This window comes from Collinsella aerofaciens (assembly GCF_005844325.1).
Classification (GTDB): Bacteria; Actinomycetota; Coriobacteriia; order Coriobacteriales; family Coriobacteriaceae; genus Collinsella; species Collinsella aerofaciens_G.
Window position 1 is genome coordinate 35,139 of sequence record NZ_SPFY01000007.1, and the last position, 25,868, is coordinate 61,006.

Here is a 25,868-nt window from a genome sequence, read left to right on the forward strand (position 1 = left end):
GGCTTACGCTTGCCTTACCGTTGTGTAAGGTACGGGTAGCTAGCCTGTCACGTGTTGATGTTGAGAGAGGACTCCTGTTGAAGACTGTTCATGTTGCCGCTGGGATCATTCGCAAGGAAGGATCCGACGAGCTACTGGCCGTGCAGCGCGGCTATGGCGACATGCAGGGACTTTGGGAGTTCCCAGGTGGCAAGCTCATGCGCGGCGAGACGCCCGAGGACGCCGTGCGCCGCGAGCTCATGGAAGAGCTGCAGGTAAAAGTCACCAACCTGCGCGATTTCTATACCGTTGAGTATGACTACCCCGATTTTCATCTCTCCATGGAGTGCTACTACTGCTCGCTCGCTGATAAATCCGATGAGCCCCAGAAGCACGACCGCCAGCTCGATATCCGCTGGATTCCGCGCACTTCGCTTGCCACGGTGGAATGGATGCCCGCCGATAAGGGGCTTATCGATGCTCTGATTGAGTTGAAGGAAGATCGGCTCGAGGCAAGCTCCGCCGATGACGCCGCGCCCAACACAGCCGACAAACCCGCCGCCAAACCCAAGCGCGCACCTAAGCGCCGTAGCAAAAAGCGCCCCAAGCCCGGCCTGCTGGACGGCATCGATACCTCGGACCTTTCTGCCGACGAGCGTGAGCTCGTGCGCCGTCGCGCCGCTATAAAAAAGTCCATGAAGGGCAACAAGCGTGCGAACACCAAACCTGAGCTGCTCGTTCGCCAGCGCCTGCGCGCCGCAGGCCTTACGGGATACCGTCTGGAATGGAAGGTGCCCGGAAAACCCGACATCGCCTTTCCCGGGCGCAAGATCGCCATCTTCGTCAACGGCTGCTTTTGGCATCGCTGCCCCAAATGCAACCCAAGTCAGCCCAAGCGCAATGTTGAGTTTTGGGAGGCAAAGTTCCGCCGCAACGTCGAGCGCGACCGCGCTGCCGTGGCAGCACTCACTCAAATGGGCTGGACACCCATAACCATCTGGGAATGTGAGCTCAAAAAGGACCGCATCGACGCCACGATGGAAAAGGTCATCGAGCAGGTGCGCACCGCAGAGCCGCAGCGCTAGGAACGAGCCATCCACACGCCCCGCACAGGCGAGCCACATCCGCACCACAAACCTTAGAAAGTCCTTAAGCTCAAAACCTTTCAAGAGTGTTACTCGATACTTCTGACCTGCAGTTTCATCGTAAAACCAAACCAGGTTAAGCCTTTCTTTAGCGCTTCTTTGCAGCAGCCGCGGCATAATACTGCCAGCGCACGGGACCTAGCAGCACACCCCATGCGCAACCTTTTGGTGGACATCGAGGAGGCCGCATAAGCATGCATTCTTCCAATGCCGTAGCACGGCAGCCATCCCTAAAACATGCAGACCTTTTCTCCTTCCCCCCGACACAGAGAAACGGCCTCCTCGACTCCCCCACCACAAAAGCCAAACGCTCAACCGACCAGAGCCACAACTTGCAAGCATCGTTCGAAAAGCTCCAAGCATCCCTAGACAAAACCTTCCCCAACCAAGCCCGGGCATACTAGCCCCTCATCAACAAAGCGCCCCTCGCGCCCCACCCCTTTCCGCCCCAACGCCACAAGGGCGACGACCTCGAGTAGGTCAACCTGGGAGGGACGAGGGCTTAGTTCCCCAATCTTTCCGCAGGGGGCAAAAAGCCTCGCCGCACGAAGTGCGCAGCGAGGCTTTTTGCATGCCCGAGGACGATTGGGGAACTAAGCCCTCGTCCCTCCCCGGGATATATAGCGAGTCGGAGTACCCTTGCTGTTACTCTGCTTTGCCCACAGAGTTGAGGTTGGTCATGCGGATCTTAACCAGCTCGGTGATCTCACGCATACCCTCCTTAGCCGGCTTCTTGGGGTCGAAGCAGGCGGGGTTCTCGGCCATGTAGGCCATGAAGCCCTTGGTGTAGGCCTGACGCAGCTCGGTGGCGTAGTTAACCTTGCAGATGCCGTTCTTCACAGCCTCGGCAACCTGCTCATCGGGCACACCGGAGGTGCCGTGCAGAACCAGCGGCACGTCGACGGCGTCGCGGATGGCCTTGACCACGGACTGCTCGATGTGCGGATCGCTCGTGTACACACCGTGGCTGGTGCCAACGCCAATAGCCAGCGAGGTGCAGCCGGTACGCTCGACGAACTCCTTGGCCTCGGCCGGATCGGTGTAGGGGCTCTCGCCCTCAACCGCGGGACCGTCGTCCTCCTTGCCGCCAACCTTACCGAGCTCGGCCTCGACGGGCACGCCCATGGCGCGGCCAGCGTCGGCGACGGACTTGGTCAGGGCGATGTTGTCCTCGAAGGACTCGTGCGAACCGTCGATCATGACAGAGGTATAGCCGGTGCGGAAAGCCTGCATGCAGCGGTCATAGCCATCGCCGTGATCGAGGTGCAGAGCGACGGGCACGGAAGCGCGCTCGGCAGCAGCCTTGACCATGCCGTAGAAGTAGTCCAGACCAGCGGACTTGATGGTGCCCGGGGTGGTCTGCATGATGACGGGGGACTTGGTCTCCTCGGCAGCGGCCAGAACGGCCATAACAAACTCGAGGTTCTCGACGTTGAACGCGCCAACGGCGTAATGGCCGGCCTGAGCGTCCTTGAGCATCTTTTCGGTGGTAACAAGTGCCATGAGCGTTTGCTCCTCTCCCTCGCCCGCATCTGGACATCGGGCGTAGTTGTTCGCAAAGCGTTTTACCTTGCGTTTTACTGCGCTCATTGTATGAAATTCAGCGTCTTTGCATGTGCGAGATATTGAGCCCATGCAGGTCAATACAGTCGTTTTTGAAAAGTAAACGGAAGGAATTGGGGCTGGGCGGGCGTGTTCGATATTGAATTTTGGGCGTTCAGCGTCTTTCTTTTATAGAAAAGATAAGTAATCGAAAGGCGTTTTCTTACTAAAAAAGAAAATGAACGAAAATAGTTTCAACATAATTCCTGCAAATTTCGGTTCAGGATGGAGCAGCAATGACCCACGCAACAAACCGCGCTTTCGCCGATGAGCGTCGTGCCGCCATCATGGAAATGCTCGAGCACAACGCCTCGGTGCAGGTAGCAGAAATTGCCCAAACCTTTGGCGTGTCCTCTGTCACCGCTCGCGCCGACCTGAACGCACTCGCCGAGTCTGGCAAGCTGCGCCGCACGCATGGCGGCGCCGTATCGCTCCACAAACGCCTGACCGTCTCCACGCAGGATCGCCGCATCAATGTCAACGTCGCCGCCAAGCAGGCCATCGCGCAAAGCGCCATCGAGCTCGTCAATGACGGCGACACGCTGCTCGTTGACTCGGGCACCACGGCGCTCGAGTTCGTCCGGCTCCTCGATCAGCGCAACGGCATCACCGTTATCACGGCCGACATTACCATCGCCGATTATATCGACGAGAGCATGCCCTCGGTCGATGTCGTCATGCTGGGCGGGGCGCTGCGCAAAGGCCATCGTTATCTGTACGGTCCACTTACCATGCAGGCGCTCCAAATGGTCCATGCCGATCTGGCCGTCATGTGCCCTGGCGCTTTTGTTCCCGGCTGCGGCTTTACGACCGACTTTCCGCAGATGGCCGAGACCAAAACGGCTATGATCGCCGCAGCCCATCAAAGCGTCGCCCTCATGGACGCCAGTAAGGTCAACGGACGCGGCATGTACCGTTTTGCCGAGCTGACCGATGTCGACGCCATCGTGATGGACCGAGACCCCGAAGGCGCCGTCGCCACCTCAATCGCCAAGACCGCCGACGGCGCACGTCCAGCACTCATCATCGCCGCCAACTAAATAAAAACCACCACAAAGGTGCCTGTCCCCTTTGTGGTGGTTGAGCGTCAAAAGTAAACGTGTCGCTACTTGGAAAGCTCGTCGGCGAGGACCTCGATCTGAGCGCGCGAGGCGTCGTTGAGCGAGCCCAGCACGGTCACCTTGTTCTGCGCCAGGGTGATGTCCTTCATGCCCTCGAGCTCCTTGGCCATAACCTTGGCAGCGGTGGGCGCCCAGGAGCCGGCCTCGACGAGTGCCACCGTACGGTTCTGATAGGCGTGCTCGGCAAGCGTATGGATAAAGGTGCTCATGAACGGGAAGATCTCACCCTGATAGGTGATGGAAGCGAGCACCAGACGGTCGTAGCGGAACGCATCCTCAACGGCCTCGGCCATGTCGTCGCGAGCCAGGTCAAAGACGGAGACCTTCTGGCCGCGAGCCTCAAGCGCTGCGGCGAGCTCCTCGACGGCAGCCTTCAGATGGCCATACACGCTCGCATAGGCGATCGTGATGCCCTCGTCCTCGGGCTGATAGCTCGACCAGGTGTTATAGGTGTCGAGGTAGTAGCCCAGGTTCTCGGTCAGCACGGGGCCGTGGAGCGGACAGATGATCTGAATGTCCAGGTCGGCGGCCTTCTTGAGCACGGCCTGCACGAACTTGCCGAACTTACCGACGATGCCAAAGTAGTAGCGGCGAGCTTCGCAAGCCCACCCCTCGGGGTCCTCGATGTCGTTGGCGCCGAACTTGCCAAAGCCGTCGGCGCTAAAGAGCACCTTGTCGGTTGCCTCGTAAGAGAACAGTACCTCGGGCCAGTGCACGTTGGGGGCGCCGATAAAGGTCAGGCTGTGGCCACCCAGGTCGAGCACGTCGCCCTCTTTGACGACCATCTTGCGCTCGGGGTAGTCGGTGCCAAAGTAGTTGACCATCATGCGGAAGGCGCCCATGCTGGCCACAATCTGTGCCTGGGGATAGCGCTCCATAAAGGCGGCGATACCGGCGGAGTGATCGGGCTCCATGTGATGGACAACCAGGTAGTCGGGCGTACGGCCATCGAGCACGGCCTCGAGGTTGCCGAGCCACTCGTCAACAAAGCCAGCGTCAACCGAATCGGCGACAGCGATTTTATCGCCCAAGATAACATAGCTGTTGTATGCCATGCCGTTCTCGGACACGTCGTACTGGCCCTCGAACAGGTCAATGTCGTGATCGTCGACACCGATGTAGCGGATATCCTTGGTGATCTCCATCAGGCAAAGCCTCCTAGATAGACAAAAGAACCCGTCTATCATAACACTCGCCTTCATAGCCACGGCTATCTGCCAGCATCCTTATCGATTGTTATTGAGGCGGAATATATCGCCATTGACCTGCAAAAACTATGTGCGCGGAGCTGCCGTGGTATGTCGAACGATAAGCTGGCCGGGAATACGAATGGCAACGGTTTTGTCCGTTGCCCCCGCCTTGGGAACCGCGTGCTCGAACACCTCGCGTCCACGCTGATGCAAATCGAATCGAACGGTCGTGAGCTCGTTGTGTGCCACAAAATCATCGAGCGAATCGTCGACGCCCACCACGCTCACGTCCTCGGGCACGCGCAGACCGCTATCGCGCAGCGCTGCAATCGCGCCATTTGCCATCTGGTCGTTTGCCGCGTAAATCGCCGTCATGGTGCGATCGTGCTCGGCCAGGTACCTGCCGGCCTCGTAGCCGCTGTTGGCAGACCAGTCGCCCTCGAGCGGCTCTGCCGGCTCGATGTGTTTACGCTCGAGTGCATCCTGCCAACCGGCGCGACGAAATTGCTCGTCGACCGAGAATGACGGGCCGCCAATATAGCGAATCTGCTCGTGCCCTAGCTCAAACAGGTGATCCATAAGCAATAGCGAGCAGCCGTAATGGTCGGAATCGACCGTGGTCACCTGCGGGTGCGCGTACATGGTAACGATGACCGTGCCAATGCCCGGCAGTGGATCAAACGTCTCAAAATCGGGCGCCATGCGACTCATACCGATGATGATGCCGTCCACCGGCAATGCGGCCATACGACGCGTGGCCTCGGCAAGCGAAAACTCTTCGGTCTTGGACATCTCGACCAGCGTGATGGCGCAATTATGCTCGCGAGCAGCGCTGGCGATGCCGTCGATCATTGAGAGGTTGCCGAACTTGGTCACATCGTTGACGCACAGGCCGACCGAATGGTAACGGCCGTCGCGCAGCGAGCGACCGGCATAACTCGGACGAAAGCCGAGCTCTTGCATCGCGGCCTGTACGCGCTGGCGCGTCTGCTCGTTCACATTGGGCAAGCCGTTGGCAACGCGCGAGACCGTCTGCTGCGAAACGCCGGCAGCGCGGGCGACGTCGGCCATGGAGACCGGACGCGAACTGGTATCGTTGGACGGGCGCCTTGCCACAGGATCACCTTCACTCTTGCGAGATCTGAATAGCGTGAATGCCGGCCCGGGCAGAAATACATCCCGCGCCGAGGCCCGCTATCGTCGGACGCATGTTAACGTACTCTACTTTTTCTATCGGCGGTTCTTTTGCTCCATATGTCCATACAGCCACACCGTTCACGGCCGAAAATCTACCGATTACCAGATTCTCAAAAATAGATATGCGTTGTGTTATGAGTACGTTAACATACCCATTAACGTGCGGCACCGCGACCGTCTGGTTTGTGGTGCTCAAAATTGTTAACGTACTCATAATGACACGGACCAGTCTCTCCCGCGTCAAGGAAAGGACCCCCCATGACCACCCCCGACGAAAAGACACTCGCCACGCTCACCAAGCTGTTTGAGGAGGAGTTTGGCACCGTCGGCGATCGCCAGGTGCTCTATGTGCACGCGCCCGGCCGTTCCGAGATCAGTGGCAACCACACCGACCACGAGGGCGGCCACGTCATCGCCGGCTCGCTCGATGTCGCCGTTGACGGCATCGCCGTAGCGACCGACACCAACAAGGTCCGCGTTGCCGATGAGGGCTACCCCACCTTTGAGATCACGCTCGACACGCTGGATATTCAAGAGTCCGAGAAGGGCACGTCCGCAAGCCTCGTCCGCGGCATGGCCCATGAGATTGCAGCCCTTGGCGTTGAGCCCCAGGGCTTCGACTTCGCCTTCACCTGCTCCGTCCCCTCGGGCGGCGGTCTTTCGAGCTCCGCTGCCGTCGAGGCGGCATACGGTCGTGCCATGGAGACGCTCTGGGGAGCGCCCGCCATTGAGCCCGTCGCACTCGCCCAGATGAGCCAGCGCACCGAGAACAACTACTACGGCAAGCCCTGCGGCCTGATGGACCAGGCCGCCGTTTGCTTGGGCGGCCTCGCCTACATGGACTTTGAGGATCAGGCCCAGCCTAAGACCCAGAAGCTCGAGCTCAACTTTGAGGATCACGGCTACGCGCTCGTGCTCGTCAAGGTCGGCGCCGACCACGTGGCCGCTACCGACGACTACGCCGCCGTTCCGCGCGAAATGCAAGACGTCGCCGCCGAGTTTGGCAAGGCACGCCTGTGCGAGGTAAACGTTGCCGATTTTGACGCCAAGCTCCCCGAGCTGCGTGCTAAGCTGGGCGACCGTGCCTGCCTGCGCGCCGTTCACTACTGGTACGAGAACGGCCTGGTCGACAAGCGCTGGGCAGCCCTGAACGCCGGCGACATCGACCAGTTCCTGGTCCTGACACGCGAGTCCGGCGCCAGCTCTGCCATGTACCTGCAGAATGTCGTTGCCAAGCTGGGCTCCGAGCAGCCCTCGATGTATGCCCTGGCACTGGCCGAGCACGTGCTCGACGGCCGCGGCGCCGTCCGTATCCACGGCGGCGGCTTTGGTGGCACCATCCAGGCCTTTGTGCCACTCGATCTGGTCGACACCTTTATCACCAAGATGAACAGCTGGCTGGGCGAGGGCTCTGCCCGTCACTACGCTATCTCTGACAAGGGGGCTTACGCGGCATGGCTGTAATGACCGACGCGCGCGAGGCTGCGCAGAACCTGATCGAGTACGCTATCCACCGATCGATGATCGGACAGGACGACCGCATCTGGGCCTACAACACCATTCTGGAGTGCATCGGCGCCACGGGCCCCGCGCTCAACATGGCCTGGGCGCTCAAGACCGAGAAGATTTCGCTCTTGCACCCCGATACCCTGCCCGATTTTGACCTGGAGGGCACGCTCGCCGCGCTTTCCGAGGCCGCCGTTGCCAACGGTGCTGCCGAAGACACGGTGTCGGGCCGCGACCGCATCGCCATGCGCATCATGGGCGCGCTCATGCCGAGGCCTTCGGTTGTAAACGAGGAGTTCAACGGCCGCATGGGCGTCAACGAGCCCCGCGCCGCGACCGACTGGTTCTACGGTCTGTGCTGCGACGCCGGCTACGTGCGCCGTGCCGCCATCGCGCGCAACATCAAATGGCGCACCCCCACCAACTGGGGCGACCTGGAGATCACCATCAACCTGTCGAAGCCCGAGAAGGACCCGCGCGACATTGCCGCAGCCGGCGCCGCAAAGAACACGGGCGAGAAGTATCCCGCCTGCCAGCTGTGCATCGAGAACGAGGGCTATCCCGGACGCTCCGCCGCAGCCGACGGCGGCGCCCATCCCGCCCGCCAGAACCTACGCGTTATCCCCATTCAGCTCAACGACGAGCGCTGGGGCTTCCAGTACAGCCCGTACGCATACTTTAACGAGCACTGCATTGCTATGAGCTCCGAGCATCGCCCGATGCACGTCGACCGCAAGGGGCTGACCTGCCTGCTCGATTTTGTGGACCTGTTCCCGCACTACTTTATTGGCTCCAACGCCGACCTGCCCATCGTGGGCGGCTCGATTCTGTCGCACGACCACTTCCAGGGCGGCGCGCACGAGTTCCCCATGATGCATGCCGCCGAGGTCTCGCAGTTTAGCGTGCCCGGCTTTGACCAGGTCAGCGGCACCGTGTTGCAGTGGCCGCTTTCGGTGCTGCGACTGCGCTCGCACGACCGCACCCAGCTGCTCGATGCTGCCGAGAAGATTATCCTCGCCTGGCGCGAGTGGACCGACGAGTCCGTGGGCGTTATCGCACACACAGCCGACGGCGTAGCGCACAACACCGTAACGCCCGTCATCCGCCGCGTCGACTCCCGCGGCAACGCCGGCGGCGAAATCTACGAGGCCTACCTGGCGCTTCGCTGCAATATCACGACCGACGAGCATCCGCTGGGCGTATTCCACCCGCATGCCGAGTACCACCACATTAAAAAGGAGAACATCGGCCTGATCGAGGTCATGGGCCTGGCAATTCTGCCGCCGCGCCTGGTTCCCGAGCTTGGCGCTGTCCGCGAGCATCTGCTGGCAGCCAAGGCCGATGCCAGCTACGACCTTGCCGGTGCACTCGAGGGCGATGATCTATGCCGCAGCCACGCCGCATGGGCCGAGGATGTCTATGCCCGCCGCGCCAACGAGCTTACGGCCGACAACGCCATCGATATCCTGCACGAGGAGGTCGGCGTGGTGTTTGGCCACGTGCTCGACAACGCCGGCGTCTTTAAGTGGGACGAAGCCGGCCGCGCCGCCCAACAGCGCTTTATCGACTCACTGTAATGGTCCCTTGGGGACGGAGGAAAACAGATCATTTCGTCTTCAAGACAACGGCGCCCGCCGGCAACATCACCGACGGGCGCCGTTTTTGAGTGTAGTCATTGGGGTCATTCTTAAGGGGCGTTCTTAAACGACTAGTCATTAAAGAGCGTCCCCAATGACTATTTGCGACCAAGGCAACGCCGGTGTCTTGGCAACGACAGCGAAAACGCCCCTAAGCGAGCAAGGTGACGTGAAAGAGGAGGGCATTGACCTTTTGGTCATGCCCGACGATTGAACGTCAGATTGCCGCTTAGGGGCGTTTGCAGCGTCGCGCCGTTACGCGGTTTGGTAAAACCGCGTAACCCTACAGTTCAGTCACGACAACGCTGTTGTAGACCTCGTCCCAGCGGTCCATGACCAGGTGGCCGGTCTTGGGATCCATGGCGTTGAGCTTGCCGCAGGTATTGGCGGTCTTGAGCACCGTGACGTCGTCGGCACCAGCAGCAATGGCATGCGCAAAACCGGCAATGGTCGAGTCACCGGAACCCGTCGCGTTCACAGCCGCAATCGCGGGCGTCTTGGCGCGGAACGCGCGGCCCTCATGGAAGCCCACCGAACCGGCAGCGCCCATCGAAACGACAACCCAGGGGATACCGGCAAAACGGTCATCGGCGGCAAGCGCCTCGCGCAGGGCATCGACATCATCGGTCGTAAAGGACGTACCCAGCAGGCCGTTAATCTCGGTCAGGTTGGGCTTTACGAGCTCAGGCTTAGCGTCGGACTCCAGCGCGGCCTCCAGCGATGCACCCGAGGTGTCGAGCAGCACCTTGGCGCCCGCCTCCTCGGCAATCTTGACGAGCTCGGCATAGTAGCCGGCATCGACACCACGCGGCAGCGAGCCCGAAAGCGTCACAACGTCCGCCTTTGCTGCAAGCTCGGCGAATTTTGCCGTAAAGGCCTCGAGCTCGGCCGGGGCGATCTGCGGGCCGCTCTCCAAAAGCTCGGTCTGATTACCCTCGTGCAGAATATTCAGGCAAATGCGCGTCTCACCGGCGATGGGCACAAAGTCGTTCTTGACGCCGTCGGCATCCATAAGCTCGGCCATATAGGCACCCATGTGGCCGCCGAGCAGACCGGTCGCGAGCACATCGTCGCCCAACTGCAGCAGCACACGGCTCACGTTAAGGCCCTTGCCGCCAGCGGTCTTTTCGGGCGTCACGCGGTTTACATCGTCGATGATCAGCTTGTCGAGCTGATAGCGCGTATCAATCGACGGGTTCATGGTAACGGTCAGAATCATATTGAACTCCTGTTTCCGGGGCACGACACGCGCGGCCCCAAACATACGATAGCTCGTTAAAGGATCTCGATCTCAAAGCCGCGGGTAACGGTCTCCCCCGGCTTGGCCACCAGGCAGCCGCGCTTGTGCTCCAGGATATCGTCCTCGTCGGAGCAGGTGGACAGGCCGCCCCACGGTTCCACGGCCACAAAGTCACCCTCGGGCTTGCTCCACACAATCAGGTACGGCATATCGGGGAACGTCAGTCGCACGCCCTTGTCCTCGGTCTTCTTGGTCAGCGTAACCACGCGGCTCTCGAGCACGTCAAAGATGGTCTCCGCGAAGTCAAAGAGTTCGTGGGTCAGCGGCAGGTCATGGCCAACCATCGGGTTCTTGCTGCGATGCTCAACATCAATCAGGCCCGTCGAGGGAACGGCAGTACAGAGCTCGGCGGCCTCGCGCTGCTCAAAACGGAGCTCGTAGTCGTCATAGGACTCGCCCTCGTCAAGCGGGCACTTAAAGCCAGGGTGACCGCCCACAAAGAACGGCATGTCCTCGGTGCCCTCATTGGTCACCTCGTACGACACGGCCACCTTCTCCGCATCGATCGTGTAACGAGCAACGATCTTAAACGGATACGGGTACTGCTCGAGCAACTCGGCATGGTCGGCAGAGCTTAGACTCAGCGCAACCATGTTGTCGCTCTGCTCCTCGAGCTTCCACTCCTGTTTGCGCGCAAAGCCGTGGCGGGCGAACTTTACCTCGCGGCCGCCCATGGTCATTGCGTGACCATCACGAAGGCCGCCGCAGATCGGGAAGCAAATGGGTGCCTGGCCCGACCAGACCGAAGGATCGCCCTGCCACAGGTACTCGCGACCGTTGGCTTTAATCGAAGTGAACGATCCGCCAGCCGTGCTCAGTACCACGCGAACAGAACCGTTATCAAGAACAAACTCCATAGGAGCCTTCCCTTTCTTACGACAGCCCGCCAAGTCAATAGGGCTGATAGAAAACCGGCTCGCGCCCCCTCACAGAAACGCGAGCCGTCAACGGACTAGTTAATTACGCCGGATACCCGCTAATCGTGGTATTCGCCGCGGTCCCACTTCTCGAGGAACTCGTCAAAGAAGTGCGGGTCAGCCTGAGCCTCGGCATCGGCCTTATTGCAGGCATCGATCTTGGCGATCAGGGCATCGTGCTCGGGGGTCTTCTCGTAGGGCTCCTCCAGGAAGGCAAGCATGATATCGGCCATCAGGAACTCGCCGGTGATCTTGCCGCCAAAGCCCACGATGTTGGCGTTGAGCTCGCGACGGGCATACAGGGCAGAGGTCATATCGCGGACCAGGGCGCAGCGGGCGCCGGGAACCTTGTTGACGGCGTTGGTGATGCCGATGCCGGTGCCGCACAGGGCCACGCCAAAATCGGCCTTGCCGCTGGCGACAGCCTCGCCCACGGCCTTACCGTAGATGGGATAGTGCGTACGGGTGTGGCTGTAGGTGCCGCAGTCGAGCACCTTGTAGCCAGCCTGCTCCAGGCGGTCGGCCAGATAGATCTTCTCGTCCGTAACGATATGGTCGCAACCGATTGCGATGGTCTTCTTCATCAGAACGTCCTTTCGTCTGAATTCACAAGTTGAGGTAGAAGTTCGAGTTCTCGGTGGCTCTCGTTAGGCCATCTTGTTGAGCATGTCGACACGGATCTGGTGACGGCCGCCGGCGTACTGGGCACGCAGGAACTCGCGGGCGATCTTCTTGGCGACCTCGGTGCCCACAACGCCCGGGCCCATGGTGACCATGCGCGAGCCGTTGTGCTCGCGGGTCATGTAAGCGGAACGCTCGTCGGAAATGTTGGCGACGACCATGCCCTTGATCTTGACGGCGGCCATATAGGAGCCGACGCCGTACTTATCGAATGCGAAGCCCTGGGAATCCTTGTGCTCCAGCAGGTCCTTGGCAACGGCGGTCGCGGAATCGACAAAGTCCGCGGCAGGGGTCTCGGAATAGTCGACGACCTCGTGACCGTCGGCGATGAGCATCTCCTTGATGGACTCCTTCATCGACATACCGTCGGCATCGGAAGCGATTACAACCCTCATGACATCCTCCTTGAGAGATACGCAGGTGCGTAGTTTCTGTTTGGAAGTGTTGAATCGCGTTCAGGTCCGGGCATCTGAATGTGCGGTTCTTCACTGTTCATGTTTATTTGAACACATTCGAACATCAACTGCAAGAATTATTTGTTTGTCTTTGTTCTTTTTTGAACAAATACCGTTCGCGGATGATTGCTGACCGTTTGGAATCGGGGAAAGCCCACCCTGCCACGTATTCAACAAACAAAAGGGCGGCCGAGAACGTGTCTCGGCCGCCCTTCGGCGGTATTCCCCGGTATATACAGCTGTTTTAGCTACTCGGACTGCCCGCCCTTTTTGGCGTGCTTGGACGGAGCGCTCAGAAAGCGACCCGTCAAATAGTTCGCCGGGCCGGAAATATCAATCCCCAGCAGGGTGTGCCCCAGCCACAAAAACGCCGCGAGCACCAGCAATGGAATCACGCACGAGGTCACGATCATCACGATGACGCCTTCGATAAGGTCGGTCACCTGCTGCACGATCTCGTCGGTCATCTGCTTGGCACCACTGGTTACCGACGTGACCAGGCTTGAGGCACCGTCGGCAAGCTGCTCAAGCACGTTCTTGGACTCTGTGGACTCGGTCTTTTTCTTGCTTGCTTTGGAGCTATCACTATTTGCCGTACCCGCAGCGTCGGCCGCCTTTTGCTCGGCCGCTTCGATGCTCACTCGATACGTTTCGTCGACCTTTTGCGACACCCATACGCTTGCAGGCACCAACGCCATGCCGATCGTGGCGACCACCAGCACGCGAGTCGCCACGCGGCGCAGGACGGCGCTCGTGCTCCAGCGCCCGTGAATGCCGAGCGACACCGCAAGGAGCACCAGCGCAAACGGGATCAGGATGCCCAGGCCAACCGACCACAAAATGGTCAGCAGGTATTTCTCGAGGTAGAGCACGGCAAGCACGATGCCCAAGTTACCCGAAAGCTGCGCGAGCTGCTCGGCAACCGGCGTTCCCGTATCGCCCGGCAGCGCAGTGATACCCGCAGATAGGGCGACGCACGAGGTCGTGAGCGCCAAAACATTGCCCTTCTTTTGATCGATGACCTCGATGGTGGAGTCCCAAGTCTTGGTATCGGCGAAATGCGGACGAGCTACAAAGCCCGACAGCAGCGCCAGTACCACGAGCGCAACGATAAAGCCAATCTGCAGCTTTTTGTTTGCGCACACGACATCGGACAGACTGGGCTGCAGCTCGGTTACCGTCGTGTGCTCGGTTATCTGGACAGGACGCCCATGAGCCATCTCGTGCGCGTCTCTTTTTTGTATTGACCCGTTATCCGGCATTTGGATACCTCCTCAGTCCGGGGCTTAATGCGAAAGGAAGTATACCCACCGAGCAAAAAACGAACGGGAAGACGAACAGAGCGCACCAAGACTGTCCCCAATGACTATCTCCGGATGAGTTGCGGTGGAATAGGGATTGTTTTGCGCCCGTCGGCCCCTATTCAGTCCCTATTTCACCGCAACTTGGAGGAGGACAGAAAAAGCCCTGCCGCGGGTAGCGGCAGAGCTTTTGGAAGGGGACTTGGTTGTGAGGGCTCGTTAGGCGAGCTTGGCCTCGAGCTCGGCGATGCGCTTGTAGGCATCGATGGTAAAGCGGGCCTGCTTCTCCAGGATCATAGTGGTCATGAGAGTGTCCTGAGCGTGAGCCATGATGAAGGTCATCTCCATCTCGCCACCGCCGGCCTCCTGCGAAAGCAGCTTGGTCTGCGTGTCGTGGGCGCCGATAAGTGCATCGCTGGCATCCTTGTGCAGCTGTTCGGCCTTCTCAAAATCGCCCTCGCGAGCAGCATCGAGCGCTGCAAGCAGATCGGTCTGGGCGTCACCTGCGTATGCGACAATCTCGAATCCAACCATCGAGATTTCTTCTTTGGTTGCCATATTGCGTTCCTTTCACATATGAACCAATGGAGAGCATCGCGTCCGGGCATACGCGCTGCGTTCTGTATGACAGAAACATTAACATTCAAACAAAAAAGAACAGCGCAAAACGTGATTTCGAGCTATGAACGGTCGCTTTTCGCCCGTGAACGGTTTTTAAACCAATCTGAACAATATCGAACACAATTAGCGGCAACCCAAACAGACCTGCGCCCCTAGCGTACATCGCGCACCGTATCGCCCTCGACGAGCACGCCCGGAAACAGCATGTGCTCCACACCGGGCGCAACGCCCTCGGCGCCGGCAATCTTGTCGACCGCCCACATGCCGACGCGCTTGTTGTCAAAGCGCACCGTGGTCAGGCGACGGTCGGGCACGATATCGCCCAGGCTGTCATCAACACCCACCACACTCACGTCCTCGGGCACGCGCTTTCCGCGCGACTCGAGCCCGCGAATGCAGCCGTAGGCCATGGCGTCGTTGGAAGCATAAATGGCCGTACAGGTCGGATCATCCGCCAGGGCCTGACCTGCGGCATATCCGCTCTGCGCCGTCCAATCGCCACGGATAAGTCGCGGTGGCTCAATGCCATGCGCGCGCAATGTCTCGCGCCAGCCTTCCTCGCGCCGCATGCCCGAAAGCGAGCGCTCGGGACACGAGATAAAGTGCACGGTCTTGTGCCCCCGCTCCAGCAAGTACTCGACCACCTGGCGCGAGCAATCGAACTGGTCGTTATCGACCGTTGAACAGAGCGGGTGCTCCAACATCGTAACGAGCACCGTCTGCATGCCGGGCAGCGGCTCAAAAGTGCCAAAGTCTGCCGGCATGCGATTCATGATCACAACCATACCGTCCACTGGCAGTGCGCTCATGCGCGACGATGCGCTCTCGAGGGTATACGGATGCCCGTCTACTTTAGTGAGGGTGATGGCATAGCCGTGCTTATCGGCCGCGGCGGCAAAGCCCTCCATACGGTCGAGATTGCCGGTGCCGGTAATGTTGAACATGGCGACGCCGACGGTCTTAAACTTACCGCGGCGCAGCGATCGACCGGCAAAATTGGGGCGATACCCCAGCTCGCGCATGGCGGCACGCACGCGTTCCTTGGTCTCGGGGCGCACGCTGGGCGAATCGTGCACGGTGCGCGAGACCGTCTGCTCCGAGACGCCCGCGAGACGCGCCACATCCTTAACGGATACCGATTTTTTAACAGCGGCCATAGGTCGATCTTTCTATGTCAACGATGCCATTGATGGCACCTTGCGCAGTCATTTTTACCGCCTTCAAGTATATCCAACGCCTCCCCCACCATACGCTCACCACCCAAAACCTACCGTTCACCGACATTTTTGCTTCCCCAAACGGCTTTTGTCGACCAAATGTTAACGTTGCCATTGTGCAAACACAGAGCCACCGGGCGGCTCAAACGTTTACGCGTAAGGAATCGACGGTTCGCAGGCACAGGAACCACCGGTTCGCTTCTTTTTTTTGTGTCACAAAATGGCAACGTCAACATTTTGGCAACCGAAAGTCAAAAGCTACCATCGTTGCTAACCCACCGACTCTTAGGAGCATTGCATGGAGCAACTCATCGCCATCATCGAAAAGGGCCAGCCCTTTTTCAACGCGATCGCCCGCAACAAGTACCTCAAGGCGATCCGCGACGGCTTTATCTCCGTCATCCCCATCATCATCTTCTCGTCCATCTTCTGCCTGGTAGCCTCGGTCCCCAACATCTGGGGTTTCTACTGGCCCGATGACATCAACAACGCCCTGTGGAAGTGCTACAACTACTCCATGGGCATCCTGGCCATCGCCTGCGCCGCCACCACGGCCAAGCACTTCGCCGACGCTCAGAACCGCGATCTGCCCAAGAACAACCAGATCAACTTCATCTCGTGCATGTGCGCGGCCATCATCGGCTTCTTGCTCCTTTCGAGCGACACGATCGCCACGGACGCCGCCAGCGGTTTCAACACCACCTACCTTGGTTCCAAGGGCCTGCTGACCGCTTTCATCGCTGCGTTTGTGACTGGCATCATCTACAAGTTCTTCATTAAGCGCAACATCACCGTCAAGATGCCCGAGCAGGTTCCGCCCAACATCTCGCAGACCTTTAAGGACATCATCCCCTTCTCCGTCTGCATCACCGTCTTTTGGGTTTTTGACATCGTCTTCCGCGCTGCTTTTGGCTTCTGCTTTGCCCAGGGTGTCATCCAGGTGTTCCAGCCCCTGTTCACCGCTGCCGATGGCTACATCGGCCTCGCTGTGATCTACGGCGCCATGAGCCTCTTCTGGTTCGTGGGCGTCCACGGCCCCTCAATCGTCGAGCCCGCCATCGCCGCCGCTCTCGTTGCCAACATGACCGACAACCTGGCTGCGTTCCAGGCCGGCCAGCACGCTTCCGCTGTCCTGACCCAGGGTGCCCAGTACTTCGTCGTCTGCATGGGCGGCACCGGCGCCACGCTCGTCCTGGTCTTTATGTTCTGCTTCCTGGCCAAGTCTCAGGAGATGCGCGCCGTCGGTAAGGCCGCCATCGTCCCCGTCTGCTTTGCCGTCAACGAGCCGCTGCTGTTCGCCGCGCCCATCGTACTCAACCCCGTCTTCTTTGTCCCGTTTGTCTTTGCCCCGATCGCCAACATCTGGATCCTCAAGATCTTTATCGACTTCTTGGGCATGAACGGCTTTATGTACACCCTGCCTTGGACCGTCCCCGGCCCCATCGGCACCATCATGGGCCTGGGCTTCCAGCCGCTCGCCTTTGTGATGCTCGCCCTTATCCTGGTCGTCGACTTCGTTCTGTACTATCCGTTCTTCCGTGCCTATGACGCCCAGAAGTGCGCCGAGGAGGCCGAGATTTCCCAGGAGGAGCTCGCAGCCAAGAACGCCGAGAAGGCCGCTAAGCTCAACGATGCCTTCCAGGGCAAGGCTGACGCCAAGAGCGTTGCCGCCGGCGCTGCTGCCGAGGCCGTGAAGTCCGACGTCGCTCCCGCCGCCACCGAGGCAACGACCGCCAGCGACCTCAACGGCAAGCGCGTGCTCGTGCTCTGCCAGGGCGGCGGAACCTCGGGCCTGCTCGCCAACGCGCTGGCCAAGGCCGCCAAGGAGCGCGGCATCAATCTTGAGACCGCTGCCGAGGCCTATGGCAACCACGTGGACATGCTCCCCGACTTCGATCTGGTCGTCCTGGCCCCGCAGGCCGCCAGTTACCTGGCCGACCTGCAGAAGGACTGCGAGCGCGTGGGCAACAAGTGCGTCGCCTGCCGCGGTAAGCAGTACATCGAGCTTTCCCAAAACGGCGATAAGTCTCTCGCCTTCGTAAGCGAGCAACTCTCGAAGTAAGTAACGCTCAGGGCCAGCCGACCATCCAAGACCGGCTGGCCCTTCGATTTAGACGATTGGATCATCATGTCCGTTAACCCTGCTAGCGTCACCAACCCGCCTGCGCAGTTTCCCGAGGACTTTGTCTTTGGCGGCGCTACCGCTGCCTACCAGGTAGAGGGCGAGACCCGCACCCATGGTAAAGGCAAAGTCGCCTGGGACGACTTCCTGGAGGCCCAGGGGCGCTTCTCCCCCGATCCCGCTTCGGACTTCTACAACCAGTACCCCGTCGATTTGGAGCTGTGCGAGGAGTTCGGCATCAACGGCATTCGCCTCTCTATCGCCTGGAGCCGCATCTTCCCCAACGGTACCGGTGAGATTAACCCCGAGGGCGTGCAGTTCTATCACGACCTCTTCGCCGAGTGCCATAAGCACCACGTTGAGCCGTTTGTCACGCTGCATCACTTTGACACGCCGCTGTCCCTCTTTGAGAAGGGCGACTTCCTCAACCGCGAGACCATCGACGCCTTTGTGGACTTTGCTACCTTCTGCTTTAAGGAGTACGCCGACCAGGTGACCTACTGGTTCACCTTTAACGAGATCTGGGCCGACGCCTCCAACACCTACATCGAGGGCACCTTCCCCGGTGGCGTCAAGGCGCATCTGGCCGAGGCCTTCCAGTGCGAGCACAACATGATGCTCGCCCACGCCAAGGCCGTGCTGGCCTTCCACAACGGCGGCTTTAAGGGCAAGATCGGCGTCATTCAGTCGCTGGAGTTTAAGTATCCGCTCAACGAGAACGACCCCGCCGACATCAAGGCCGCCAACAACGAGCACGTGCTGCAAAACCAGTTCTTGCTCGACGCCACCTTCCGCGGCGACTATGCGCCCGACACCCTCGAGTGCGCCAACCGCCTGGCTGCCGTCTCGGGCGGCACCATCGAGATCCTAGACGAGGATCTGGAAATCATGCGCGAGGCCGCGCTCTACAACGACTACCTGGGCGTTAACAACTACCAGTGCCGTTTCTTGAAGGCTTACGATGGCGAGAACGACCTGCACCACAACGGTACGGGCGAGAAGGGCACCGGCCGCTGGCGCGTCAAGGGCATTGGCGAGCACGTGAACAAGCCTGGCATCCCCACCACCGACTGGGACTGGATCATCTATCCCGAGGGTCTGTTCGATCTGCTCGTCTACATTAAGCAGCGCTACCCCAACTACAAGCAGATCTTCATCACCGAGAACGGCATGGGCTACAAGGACCCCTACAAGGACGGTTTTGTGGACGACCAGCCGCGCATCGACTACATCGAGCAGCACCTGCGCTGGTTGCTCAAGGCCATGGAGGTGGGCGTCAACGTGGGCGGCTACTTCCTGTGGAGCCTGCAGGATCAGTTCTCCTGGACCAATGGCTACAACAAGCGTTACGGCTTCTTCTACGTTGACTTTGAAACCCAGAAGCGCACACCCAAGGCAAGCGCATACTGGTATAAGCACGTGGCGCAGACCCGTCGTCTGGACTAGTGACTGGCGGGGTTGCCCGCTCACATAACCTGTCCCCATTTCTCAGCCGGGGGCGGCACGTCACACGGCGCGCCGCCCCCGGCCTTTTTTGGGCGGACCGTGTCGCACGTTTGTCTCGATCTGTAACATCTAGCCGAGTTTTTTGGTCCTAGCTGTTACAGATTGAGACGAACAGGATTGCTCTTTCCGAAGAATCTAAATCTGTAACACGTAGCCCGCTTTTGACCGTCTACCTGTTACAAATCGAGACAAACGGAGTAGGACCTAACCCCGCATGTCCCTAACAGTCGAGCGTTCGACCAGCGTACTCGGCACATGAATCGCCTCGATAGACGAGCTCTCTCCAATCGCCGCCTCAAACGCAAGCTTACCGACACCGCGCAAATCAAATCGCAGCGTCGTCAGTCGATTGTGAGGAACAAGTCCCTCGAGTGCGTCGTCGATACCAACCACGCTCACGTCGTCGGGCACGGACAGGCCCGCGTTCTCGAGCGCGGCGATAACGCCCAGCGCCATCTGGTCATTTGCCGCAAGCACGGCAGTCGGCGCCTGCGACCCGCCGGCAAGCACCTCGGCCGCAATCCGCTCGCCCATGGCGTACCCACTGTCCGCACTCCAATCGCCACGCAGCATCGGAGCGGCATCGACATGAGCACGACCCAGCGTATCGCGCCAACCGGCCTCACGAAAACGCGAGGAAATCGAGTTTTCCGGACCCGCCACAAACCGCATATTCGAGTGACCATGTTCCAGCAGATAATTGGTCAACAGCTCGCACGAACCATACTGGTCGGAGTCGATCGTCGTGCAGCGCGGATGCGCATACATGGACAGGATGACCGTTCGCACTCCCGGCTGGGGAACAAACTCCTCAAAATCGGGAGCCATGCGGTTCATGTTGAGAATCATGCCGTCGACGGGTCGCTCGACCATGCGGCGCGAGGCATCGGCAAGTGTATAGGGCTTGTCGCCGCCCATCTCGATCATAGTGACGGCAAAATCGTGCTCGCGCGCCGCTTGCATGATACCCTCGAGCGTCGCCAGGTTACCGACACGTGTGATGTTGTACATGCACAGGCCAATAGAACGATACGACCCGCCGCGCAACGCCGCTCCAGCAAAATTGGGACGAAAGCCCAGCTCTTCCATGGCGGCCAGCACACGCTTGCGCGTCTTTTCCGTCACGTTGGGCACACCGTTGACCACGCGAGACACAGTCTGGCGGCTCACGCCAGCGAGCGCCGCAACCTCTGCCGCGCTCGCCGAATGACCATTCCTTGTCTGCTGAGCCATGCCTTCCACGCTAACCTGCTTCCCAACTATTCCCCGCGCCCATGGCGCATCGTACATACATCGATAACGTGCTCATGATACCCGAGCCATATACCACAACATGAAAACTTCTGTCAATCAAAACCGCTTACCGAACAAATACAACCGTTCGCGGCTGTTTGAAGTTGTTTTGTTTCTATACATCCCAGCCGGATGTTAACGTGCTCATTGTCAAATGTTCACGTGCTCATTTTGGTTCTAATCATTTTAAGATAGTGTTTATCGGGCTTTTTCACCGCTGAACGCTAACCAGGGAGCCTCCTGAGCGCAAACGCACAATATCGAACAGCGAGACGAGAGGGTGTATGCATATGTCTTTGCTAAACCGCGTACAGCAGCTGCCGAAGGGCTTTGTTTGGGGCGCCGCAACCGCCGCGTACCAAACGGAAGGTTCCACGAAGGTGGCAGGCAAGGGTAAGACCATGTGGGACGATTACCTTGTCGCCCAGGGTCGCTTTTTGCCCGACCCGGCCAGTGATTTCTACAACCGCTACGAGGAGGATATCCGCCTTTCTGCCGAGCATGGACTCAACGCCATCCGTGTGTCCATCGCCTGGACCCGCATCTTCCCCAACGGCGACGATGCCGAGCCCCTCGCCGAGGGCGTTAAGCACTACCACGAGCTGTTCGCCTGCTGCAAAAAGTATGGCGTCGAGCCCTATGTGTCCCTGCATCACTTTGACTCCCCCGCCGCCCTGTTCAACCAGGGCGACTGGCTCAACCGCAAGACCGTCGACGCCTATGTGCGCTATGCCGAGTTCTGCTTCCGCGAGTTCCGCGAGGTCAAGAATTGGTTCACCATCAACGAGCTCATCAGCCTCTCGCACTCCCAATACATCCAAGGCAACTTCCCGCCCAACCATCACTTTGATGTGACGAGCGGCATCCAGAGCCAGCACAACGAGCTCGTTGCCCACGCCCGCGCCGTCAACCTGTATAAGGATCTTGACGAGACCGAGCACCTGGGCGGACGCATTGGCATGGTCAACGTCCTGACGCCGGCATATCCTGCCACAGACTCGCCCGCCGACCAGCACGCCGCCGACCTGTACAACGCCTTCTACACCGACTTCATCATGGACGGCGCCTTCCTGGGTCACTACTCCGCGCGCACCCTCTCACTCATCAACGAGATTCTGCGTGCCAACAACGCCACGCTTACGGTTGAGGACAGCGACATGGAGGAGCTCGCCAAGGCGGCGCCCCGCAACGATATGTTCGGCCTCAACTACTATCAGTCGGCGTTTATCGCCGCCTACGATGGCGAGTCCACCAACAGCTTTAACGGCACCGGAGACAAGGGCACCTCGTGCTTTAAGTTTAAGGGCGTCGGGCAGCAGGTCGATATGCCGGGTATCCCCACCACCGACTGGGATTGGCTCATCTACCCGCAAGGCCTCTACGACACGCTCAAGCACATCAGCGCCACCTATCCCAACCTCCCCGTCATCTATATCACCGAAAACGGCCTGGGCCACAAGGACCCCGAGCCCGGCGCAAACGGCATCGTCGCCGATCCCGAGCGCATCGACTTTGTCGACCAGCACATGGAGAAGGTGCTCCGGGCGCGCGCCGAGGGCGTCGACGTCCAGGGCTACTTTATCTGGAGCCTGCAGGACCAGTTCTCGTGGGCCAACGGCTATAACAAGCGCTACGGCCTGTTCTACATCGACTTCGACACGCAAAAACGCTACATCAAGCAGTCGGCACTCTGGTACAAGGAGCTCGCCGACACTATGGCGGACGCGCAGTAGCGCATCGCCTCGCTTTCTCCCGAGAGGGGAGCGGCCCTATGCGATACAAACCCAGCCGCTCCCCTCTCTCCCCCTGGGACCGACCCCGCCTGCACCCGGGCTTTTAGCAAGCGGGAGACCATATAGGTTTTCAACGTCCATGCCATTAAGATTTCATGCAAAGAGGAGCGTGAACTATGGAATCGATCGTTAAGTTCTTGGAGAAAGGTCAGCCGTACTTCGACAAGGTCTCTAAGAACATCTACCTTCAGGCCATTAAAGACGGCTTTTTGGCAGCAATGCCCATCATCCTGTCTTCTTCTGTCTTCCTGCTTATTTCGACCCTGCCGGGCGTTGTCGCCACGGTCGGCGGCTTTACGCTGCCCGACTGGTGGAACGTCGACGTCGTGAACTTCTGCAACAAGGTTTACAACTTCACGATGGGCGTCGTGGGCATCATGGTCGCCGGCACCACCGCAAGCGCGCTGACCGGCTCCAAGAACCGCCGCATGCCTGCCGGCAAGGCCATCAACGCCACGAGCACCATGGTCGCCGCCATGTGCGCTATGCTCATCTTGGCCGTTACCCAGACGAGTGCCAAGATCGACGGCGCCGATGTCTCGGTGTTCTTTACCGACAACATGGGCACCAAGGGCCTACTGAGCTCCTTTGTCGCCGCATTTGCCACGGTCAACATCTATGCCTTCTGCATTAAGCGAGACATCACCATCAAGCTGCCCAAAGAAGTCCCCGGCGCCATCGCCCAGAACTTCCGCGACATCTTCGCCTTCAGCTTCTCCATCCTGTTTGTCGCCGTCATCGACGTTATCTGCCGCACCTGCTTGGCCGTCCCGTTTGCCAACGTCATCTCCACGCTGGTGAGCCCGCTGTTCGCCGCTGCCGATTCCTACGCCGGCCTCGCCCTCATCTGGTTCATGATCCCGCTGTTCTGGTTCATGGGCATCCACGGCCCCTCGGTCGTTAAGCCTGCCCTCAACGCCGCGCTGTTTGGCAACATCACCACCAACCTCGCCACGCTGCAGGCCGGCGGTCACCCCGCCCTCGCCCTGACCGAGAACTTCGGTAACTACATCGGCGAACTCGGCGGCACCGGCGCCACGTTCATTGTCCCGATCATCTTCCTGCTCTTTATGCGCTCCAAGCAGCTCAAGGCCGTCGGCAAAGCCTCTGTCGTACCCGTGATGTTCGCCGTCAACGAGCCGCTGCTGTTCGCCGCGCCCATCATCCTCAACCCGTACTTCCTGATCCCGTTCCTGTTTGCCCCCGTGGCCAACGTCCTCATTGGTAAGTTCTTCATCGACTTTTTGGGCATGAACGGCTTTATCTATGCCATGCCGTGGGCACTCCCCGGACCGATCGGCACCTTCATCGACACCAACTTCCAGCCGATCTCTCTGGTCCTGGTTGTCGTCCTGCTGGTCGTTGACTTCTTGATCTACTACCCGTTCTGCAAGGCCTACGACAACGTCCTGTGCAAGCAGGAGGCCGAGACCCTGGCCGAAGAAGAGGCCGAGGAGACCAAGGCCGTCAAGACCGCTGCCGCCCCCGCCGTTGAGGCTCCTGTTGTCGAGACCGCTTCTGCCACCGAGGCCTCCGCAGCTCCGTCCGCCCTTAAGGGCAAGGATCTGAGGGTTCTGGTTCTGTGCGCTGGCGCCGGCACCTCTGCACTGCTCGCCAACGCGCTTAAGGAAGGCGCCGACGAGCTGGGCATCGACATTACCGCCAACGCCGGTGCCTACGGCAGCCACTACGCCATCATGGACCAGTACAACGTCATCGTCCTGGCTCCGCAGGTTCGCACCTATTACAACGAGATGAAGGCCGACACCGACCGCCTGGGCATCACGCTGCTGTCGCCCAAAGGCAAACAGTACATCGACCTCACTAAGGATCCCAAGGGTGCCGTCGCCTGGATCGAGGAAAACCTCAAGGCATAAGACGCTGATGCCACCTGCCGCTCGCAGACAAAAAATGGCCCGTGCATCGATGCGTGATGCGCGGGCCATTTTGTTTAGACCGCACCCGCCCTCCTGTTCATCTCAATCTGTAACATCTAGCCGAGTTTTTGGATCCTAGCTGTTACAGATCGAGACAAACAGAACGCCCGAGCAGAAATATCTCAATCTGTAATATTTAGCTGAGTTTTTCGGTCCTAACTGTTACAGATTGAGACGAACGGGCCGAAAAACCCTACGCCCGCAGGTCCTTTACGCTGGAACGTTCGACCAACACGCCCGAGACGAGCGTACGGCTTCTGGAGCTCGGAGCTTCTAGGCCCGCAACGACCTCGTTGAGCGCACGGACGCCCAGCTCGCGGTGGCGAAACTTCACCGACGTCAGAATCGAGTTGGGAATCGTCTTGTAAAGCTCGTCATCAAAGCCGATCACGGACACATCATCGGGCACACTCAGACCCTTGTCACGTAGAGCCATCATCACGCCGTTTGCCATGCAGTCGTTAGCAGCGAGGACCGCCGTGCAATCGGGTTTATCGGCAAGCACAAGGCCAGCGGCATAGCCACTATCCGCATTCCAATCGCCTTGCAGAGGCTCGGGCGGCTCAATGCCACGCGCCTCGAGCGCCGCTCGCCAGCCTTTCATTCGGCACTGGCTCGACAGCGACTCTTTCTTACCCGAAACGAAGTACACGTTCTTGTGCCCGTGGTTCAAGAAGTACTCGCACGCCATGCGCGCGCCGCCCTCTTGATCGTCACTGACGGTGGAGCAGGTAGGATGTTCCATTGGTGTGATAATCACCGTCTTGAGGTCTTTCGGCGCCTCAAAGGTATCAAAGTCATCGACCATCTGACGCAGGTTGAAGATCATGCCATCAACAGGCAGCTGCGACATCCTGCGCGCCGCATCGGCAAGGGTCATCTTCTCCCCAGCGCGCTTTTTGATCATCGTGAGAGCAAAGCCTCGCTCTTCGGCGGCATCGGCGATACCGTCAATCATGTCCACGGCGCCGCCCGACAAGTGAAACATCACCACGCCGATGCACCCGTAACGGCCCAACTTGAGTGAACGCGCGGCAAAGTTGGTTCGAAACCCGAGCGCCTCCATGGCCGCATGGACCTTATCGCGCGTCGACTCTCGCACGCTATCAGGCTCGTTGATCACGCGCGACACCGTCTTGAGAGAAACACCCGCGGCAACTGCCACATCGTTCATTGAGACATTTTTCTTGTCCATCGTTGCCACTACTTCTCCAGTCGGTTTTGCATCGCTTGTTTTTTGTGTTCTAGCATACACTACCTGCCCAACTGACAAATCAGCCGTTTATCGGACAATATCGACCGTTCACCCGTAAATCCTTGTTGCTCTTCCAAAAATGTCTTACGTTGT

20 protein-coding genes are annotated in these 25,868 nt (G+C 59.4%); 8 read left to right on the forward strand and 12 right to left on the reverse strand.

The features are described 5' to 3' along the window. Positions 1–77: 77 nt before the first annotated feature. Complete coding sequence (gene vsr / locus FGQ61_RS09690; RefSeq protein ID WP_229025907.1) at positions 78–1,064, forward strand: DNA mismatch endonuclease Vsr; 987 nt, start codon at positions 78–80, stop codon at positions 1,062–1,064. A 705-nt stretch (positions 1,065–1,769) separates the two neighbouring features. Here vsr and FGQ61_RS03725 read toward each other — a convergent pair. Then, positions 1,770–2,627: a class II fructose-bisphosphate aldolase gene (locus tag FGQ61_RS03725; RefSeq protein WP_138374607.1), complete on the reverse strand. Its 858-nt coding sequence runs from the start codon at positions 2,625–2,627 to the stop codon at positions 1,770–1,772. A gap of 335 nt (positions 2,628–2,962) precedes the next feature. Between FGQ61_RS03725 and FGQ61_RS03730 the strand changes: the two genes are divergently transcribed. Further along, entirely contained in the window at positions 2,963–3,766 is an 804-nt protein-coding gene (locus FGQ61_RS03730) for a DeoR/GlpR family DNA-binding transcription regulator (protein WP_138374608.1), read from the forward strand. Positions 3,767–3,831: 65 nt separating this feature from the next. Here FGQ61_RS03730 and FGQ61_RS03735 read toward each other — a convergent pair whose 3' ends face one another. Further along, a complete protein-coding gene (locus tag FGQ61_RS03735; RefSeq protein ID WP_171021497.1) occupies positions 3,832–4,992 on the reverse strand; it encodes an FprA family A-type flavoprotein in 1,161 nt (386 codons plus the stop codon). 129 nt (positions 4,993–5,121) lie between these two features. Next, positions 5,122–6,108 carry a LacI family DNA-binding transcriptional regulator gene (locus tag FGQ61_RS03740; protein WP_138374625.1) on the reverse strand — a complete coding sequence of 329 codons (987 nt, stop codon included), beginning with the start codon at positions 6,106–6,108 and terminating at the stop codon, positions 5,122–5,124. 384 nt (positions 6,109–6,492) lie between these two features. Between FGQ61_RS03740 and FGQ61_RS03745 the strand changes: the two genes are divergently transcribed. Continuing rightward, entirely contained in the window at positions 6,493–7,698 is a 1,206-nt protein-coding gene (locus tag FGQ61_RS03745; RefSeq protein ID WP_138374610.1) for a galactokinase, read from the forward strand. Then, on the forward strand, positions 7,689–9,317 hold the full coding sequence (locus FGQ61_RS03750; RefSeq protein WP_411160858.1) for a UDP-glucose--hexose-1-phosphate uridylyltransferase: 1,629 nt from the start codon (positions 7,689–7,691) through the stop codon (positions 9,315–9,317). Before FGQ61_RS03745 ends, FGQ61_RS03750 begins: the two co-directional genes overlap by 10 nt. A 343-nt stretch (positions 9,318–9,660) precedes the next feature. Here the strand turns inward: FGQ61_RS03750 and FGQ61_RS03755 are convergent, their stop codons facing one another. From FGQ61_RS03755 to FGQ61_RS03785, 7 genes are all read right to left on the reverse strand, one after another. Next, on the reverse strand, positions 9,661–10,596 hold the full coding sequence (locus tag FGQ61_RS03755) for a hexose kinase (protein ID WP_117746107.1): 936 nt from the start codon (positions 10,594–10,596) through the stop codon (positions 9,661–9,663). A gap of 56 nt (positions 10,597–10,652) precedes the next feature. Beyond that, on the reverse strand, positions 10,653–11,534 hold the full coding sequence (locus FGQ61_RS03760) for an aldose 1-epimerase family protein (RefSeq protein ID WP_138113291.1): 882 nt from the start codon (positions 11,532–11,534) through the stop codon (positions 10,653–10,655). 119 nt (positions 11,535–11,653) lie between these two features. Further along, on the reverse strand, positions 11,654–12,178 hold the full coding sequence (gene lacB / locus FGQ61_RS03765) for a galactose-6-phosphate isomerase subunit LacB (RefSeq protein ID WP_006234831.1): 525 nt from the start codon (positions 12,176–12,178) through the stop codon (positions 11,654–11,656). A 63-nt stretch (positions 12,179–12,241) separates the two neighbouring features. Further along, positions 12,242–12,670: a galactose-6-phosphate isomerase subunit LacA gene (gene lacA / locus FGQ61_RS03770; RefSeq protein WP_006234830.1), complete on the reverse strand. Its 429-nt coding sequence runs from the start codon at positions 12,668–12,670 to the stop codon at positions 12,242–12,244. Positions 12,671–12,978: 308 nt separating this feature from the next. Next, complete coding sequence (locus tag FGQ61_RS03775) at positions 12,979–13,992, reverse strand: hypothetical protein (RefSeq protein WP_138374611.1); 1,014 nt, start codon at positions 13,990–13,992, stop codon at positions 12,979–12,981. A 258-nt stretch (positions 13,993–14,250) separates the two neighbouring features. Further along, entirely contained in the window at positions 14,251–14,589 is a 339-nt protein-coding gene (locus FGQ61_RS03780) for a PTS lactose/cellobiose transporter subunit IIA (RefSeq protein ID WP_055252615.1), read from the reverse strand. Positions 14,590–14,804: 215 nt separating this feature from the next. Further along, on the reverse strand, positions 14,805–15,809 hold the full coding sequence (locus tag FGQ61_RS03785) for a LacI family DNA-binding transcriptional regulator (protein WP_006234826.1): 1,005 nt from the start codon (positions 15,807–15,809) through the stop codon (positions 14,805–14,807). Between the two features lie 358 nt (positions 15,810–16,167). Between FGQ61_RS03785 and FGQ61_RS03790 the strand changes: the two genes are divergently transcribed. Beyond that, positions 16,168–17,931, forward strand: a complete 1,764-nt coding sequence (locus FGQ61_RS03790) for a lactose/cellobiose PTS transporter subunit IIB (RefSeq protein ID WP_138374612.1) — start codon at positions 16,168–16,170, stop codon at positions 17,929–17,931. 66 nt (positions 17,932–17,997) lie between these two features. Next, on the forward strand, positions 17,998–19,437 hold the full coding sequence (gene lacG, locus FGQ61_RS03795; RefSeq protein ID WP_138374613.1) for a 6-phospho-beta-galactosidase: 1,440 nt from the start codon (positions 17,998–18,000) through the stop codon (positions 19,435–19,437). Between the two features lie 264 nt (positions 19,438–19,701). Here lacG (FGQ61_RS03795) and FGQ61_RS03800 read toward each other — a convergent pair whose 3' ends face one another. Then, a complete protein-coding gene (locus tag FGQ61_RS03800; protein ID WP_229025908.1) occupies positions 19,702–20,730 on the reverse strand; it encodes a LacI family DNA-binding transcriptional regulator in 1,029 nt (342 codons plus the stop codon). 350 nt (positions 20,731–21,080) lie between these two features. Here FGQ61_RS03800 and lacG (FGQ61_RS03805) point away from each other — a divergent pair, with 350 nt between their 5' ends. Continuing rightward, positions 21,081–22,523: a 6-phospho-beta-galactosidase gene (gene lacG / locus FGQ61_RS03805; RefSeq protein WP_171021498.1), complete on the forward strand. Its 1,443-nt coding sequence runs from the start codon at positions 21,081–21,083 to the stop codon at positions 22,521–22,523. 176 nt (positions 22,524–22,699) lie between these two features. After that, positions 22,700–24,460, forward strand: coding sequence for a PTS lactose transporter subunit IIBC (locus FGQ61_RS03810; protein WP_006234821.1), 1,761 nt, complete (start codon positions 22,700–22,702; stop codon positions 24,458–24,460). Between the two features lie 253 nt (positions 24,461–24,713). On the opposite strand, the gene FGQ61_RS03815 is transcribed toward FGQ61_RS03810, so the two are convergent. Then, the gene (locus FGQ61_RS03815) at positions 24,714–25,715 is read right to left on the reverse strand and encodes a LacI family DNA-binding transcriptional regulator (RefSeq protein WP_138113305.1); all 1,002 of its coding nucleotides are present in this window, start codon (positions 25,713–25,715) and stop codon (positions 24,714–24,716) included. Positions 25,716–25,868 lie beyond the last annotated feature (153 nt).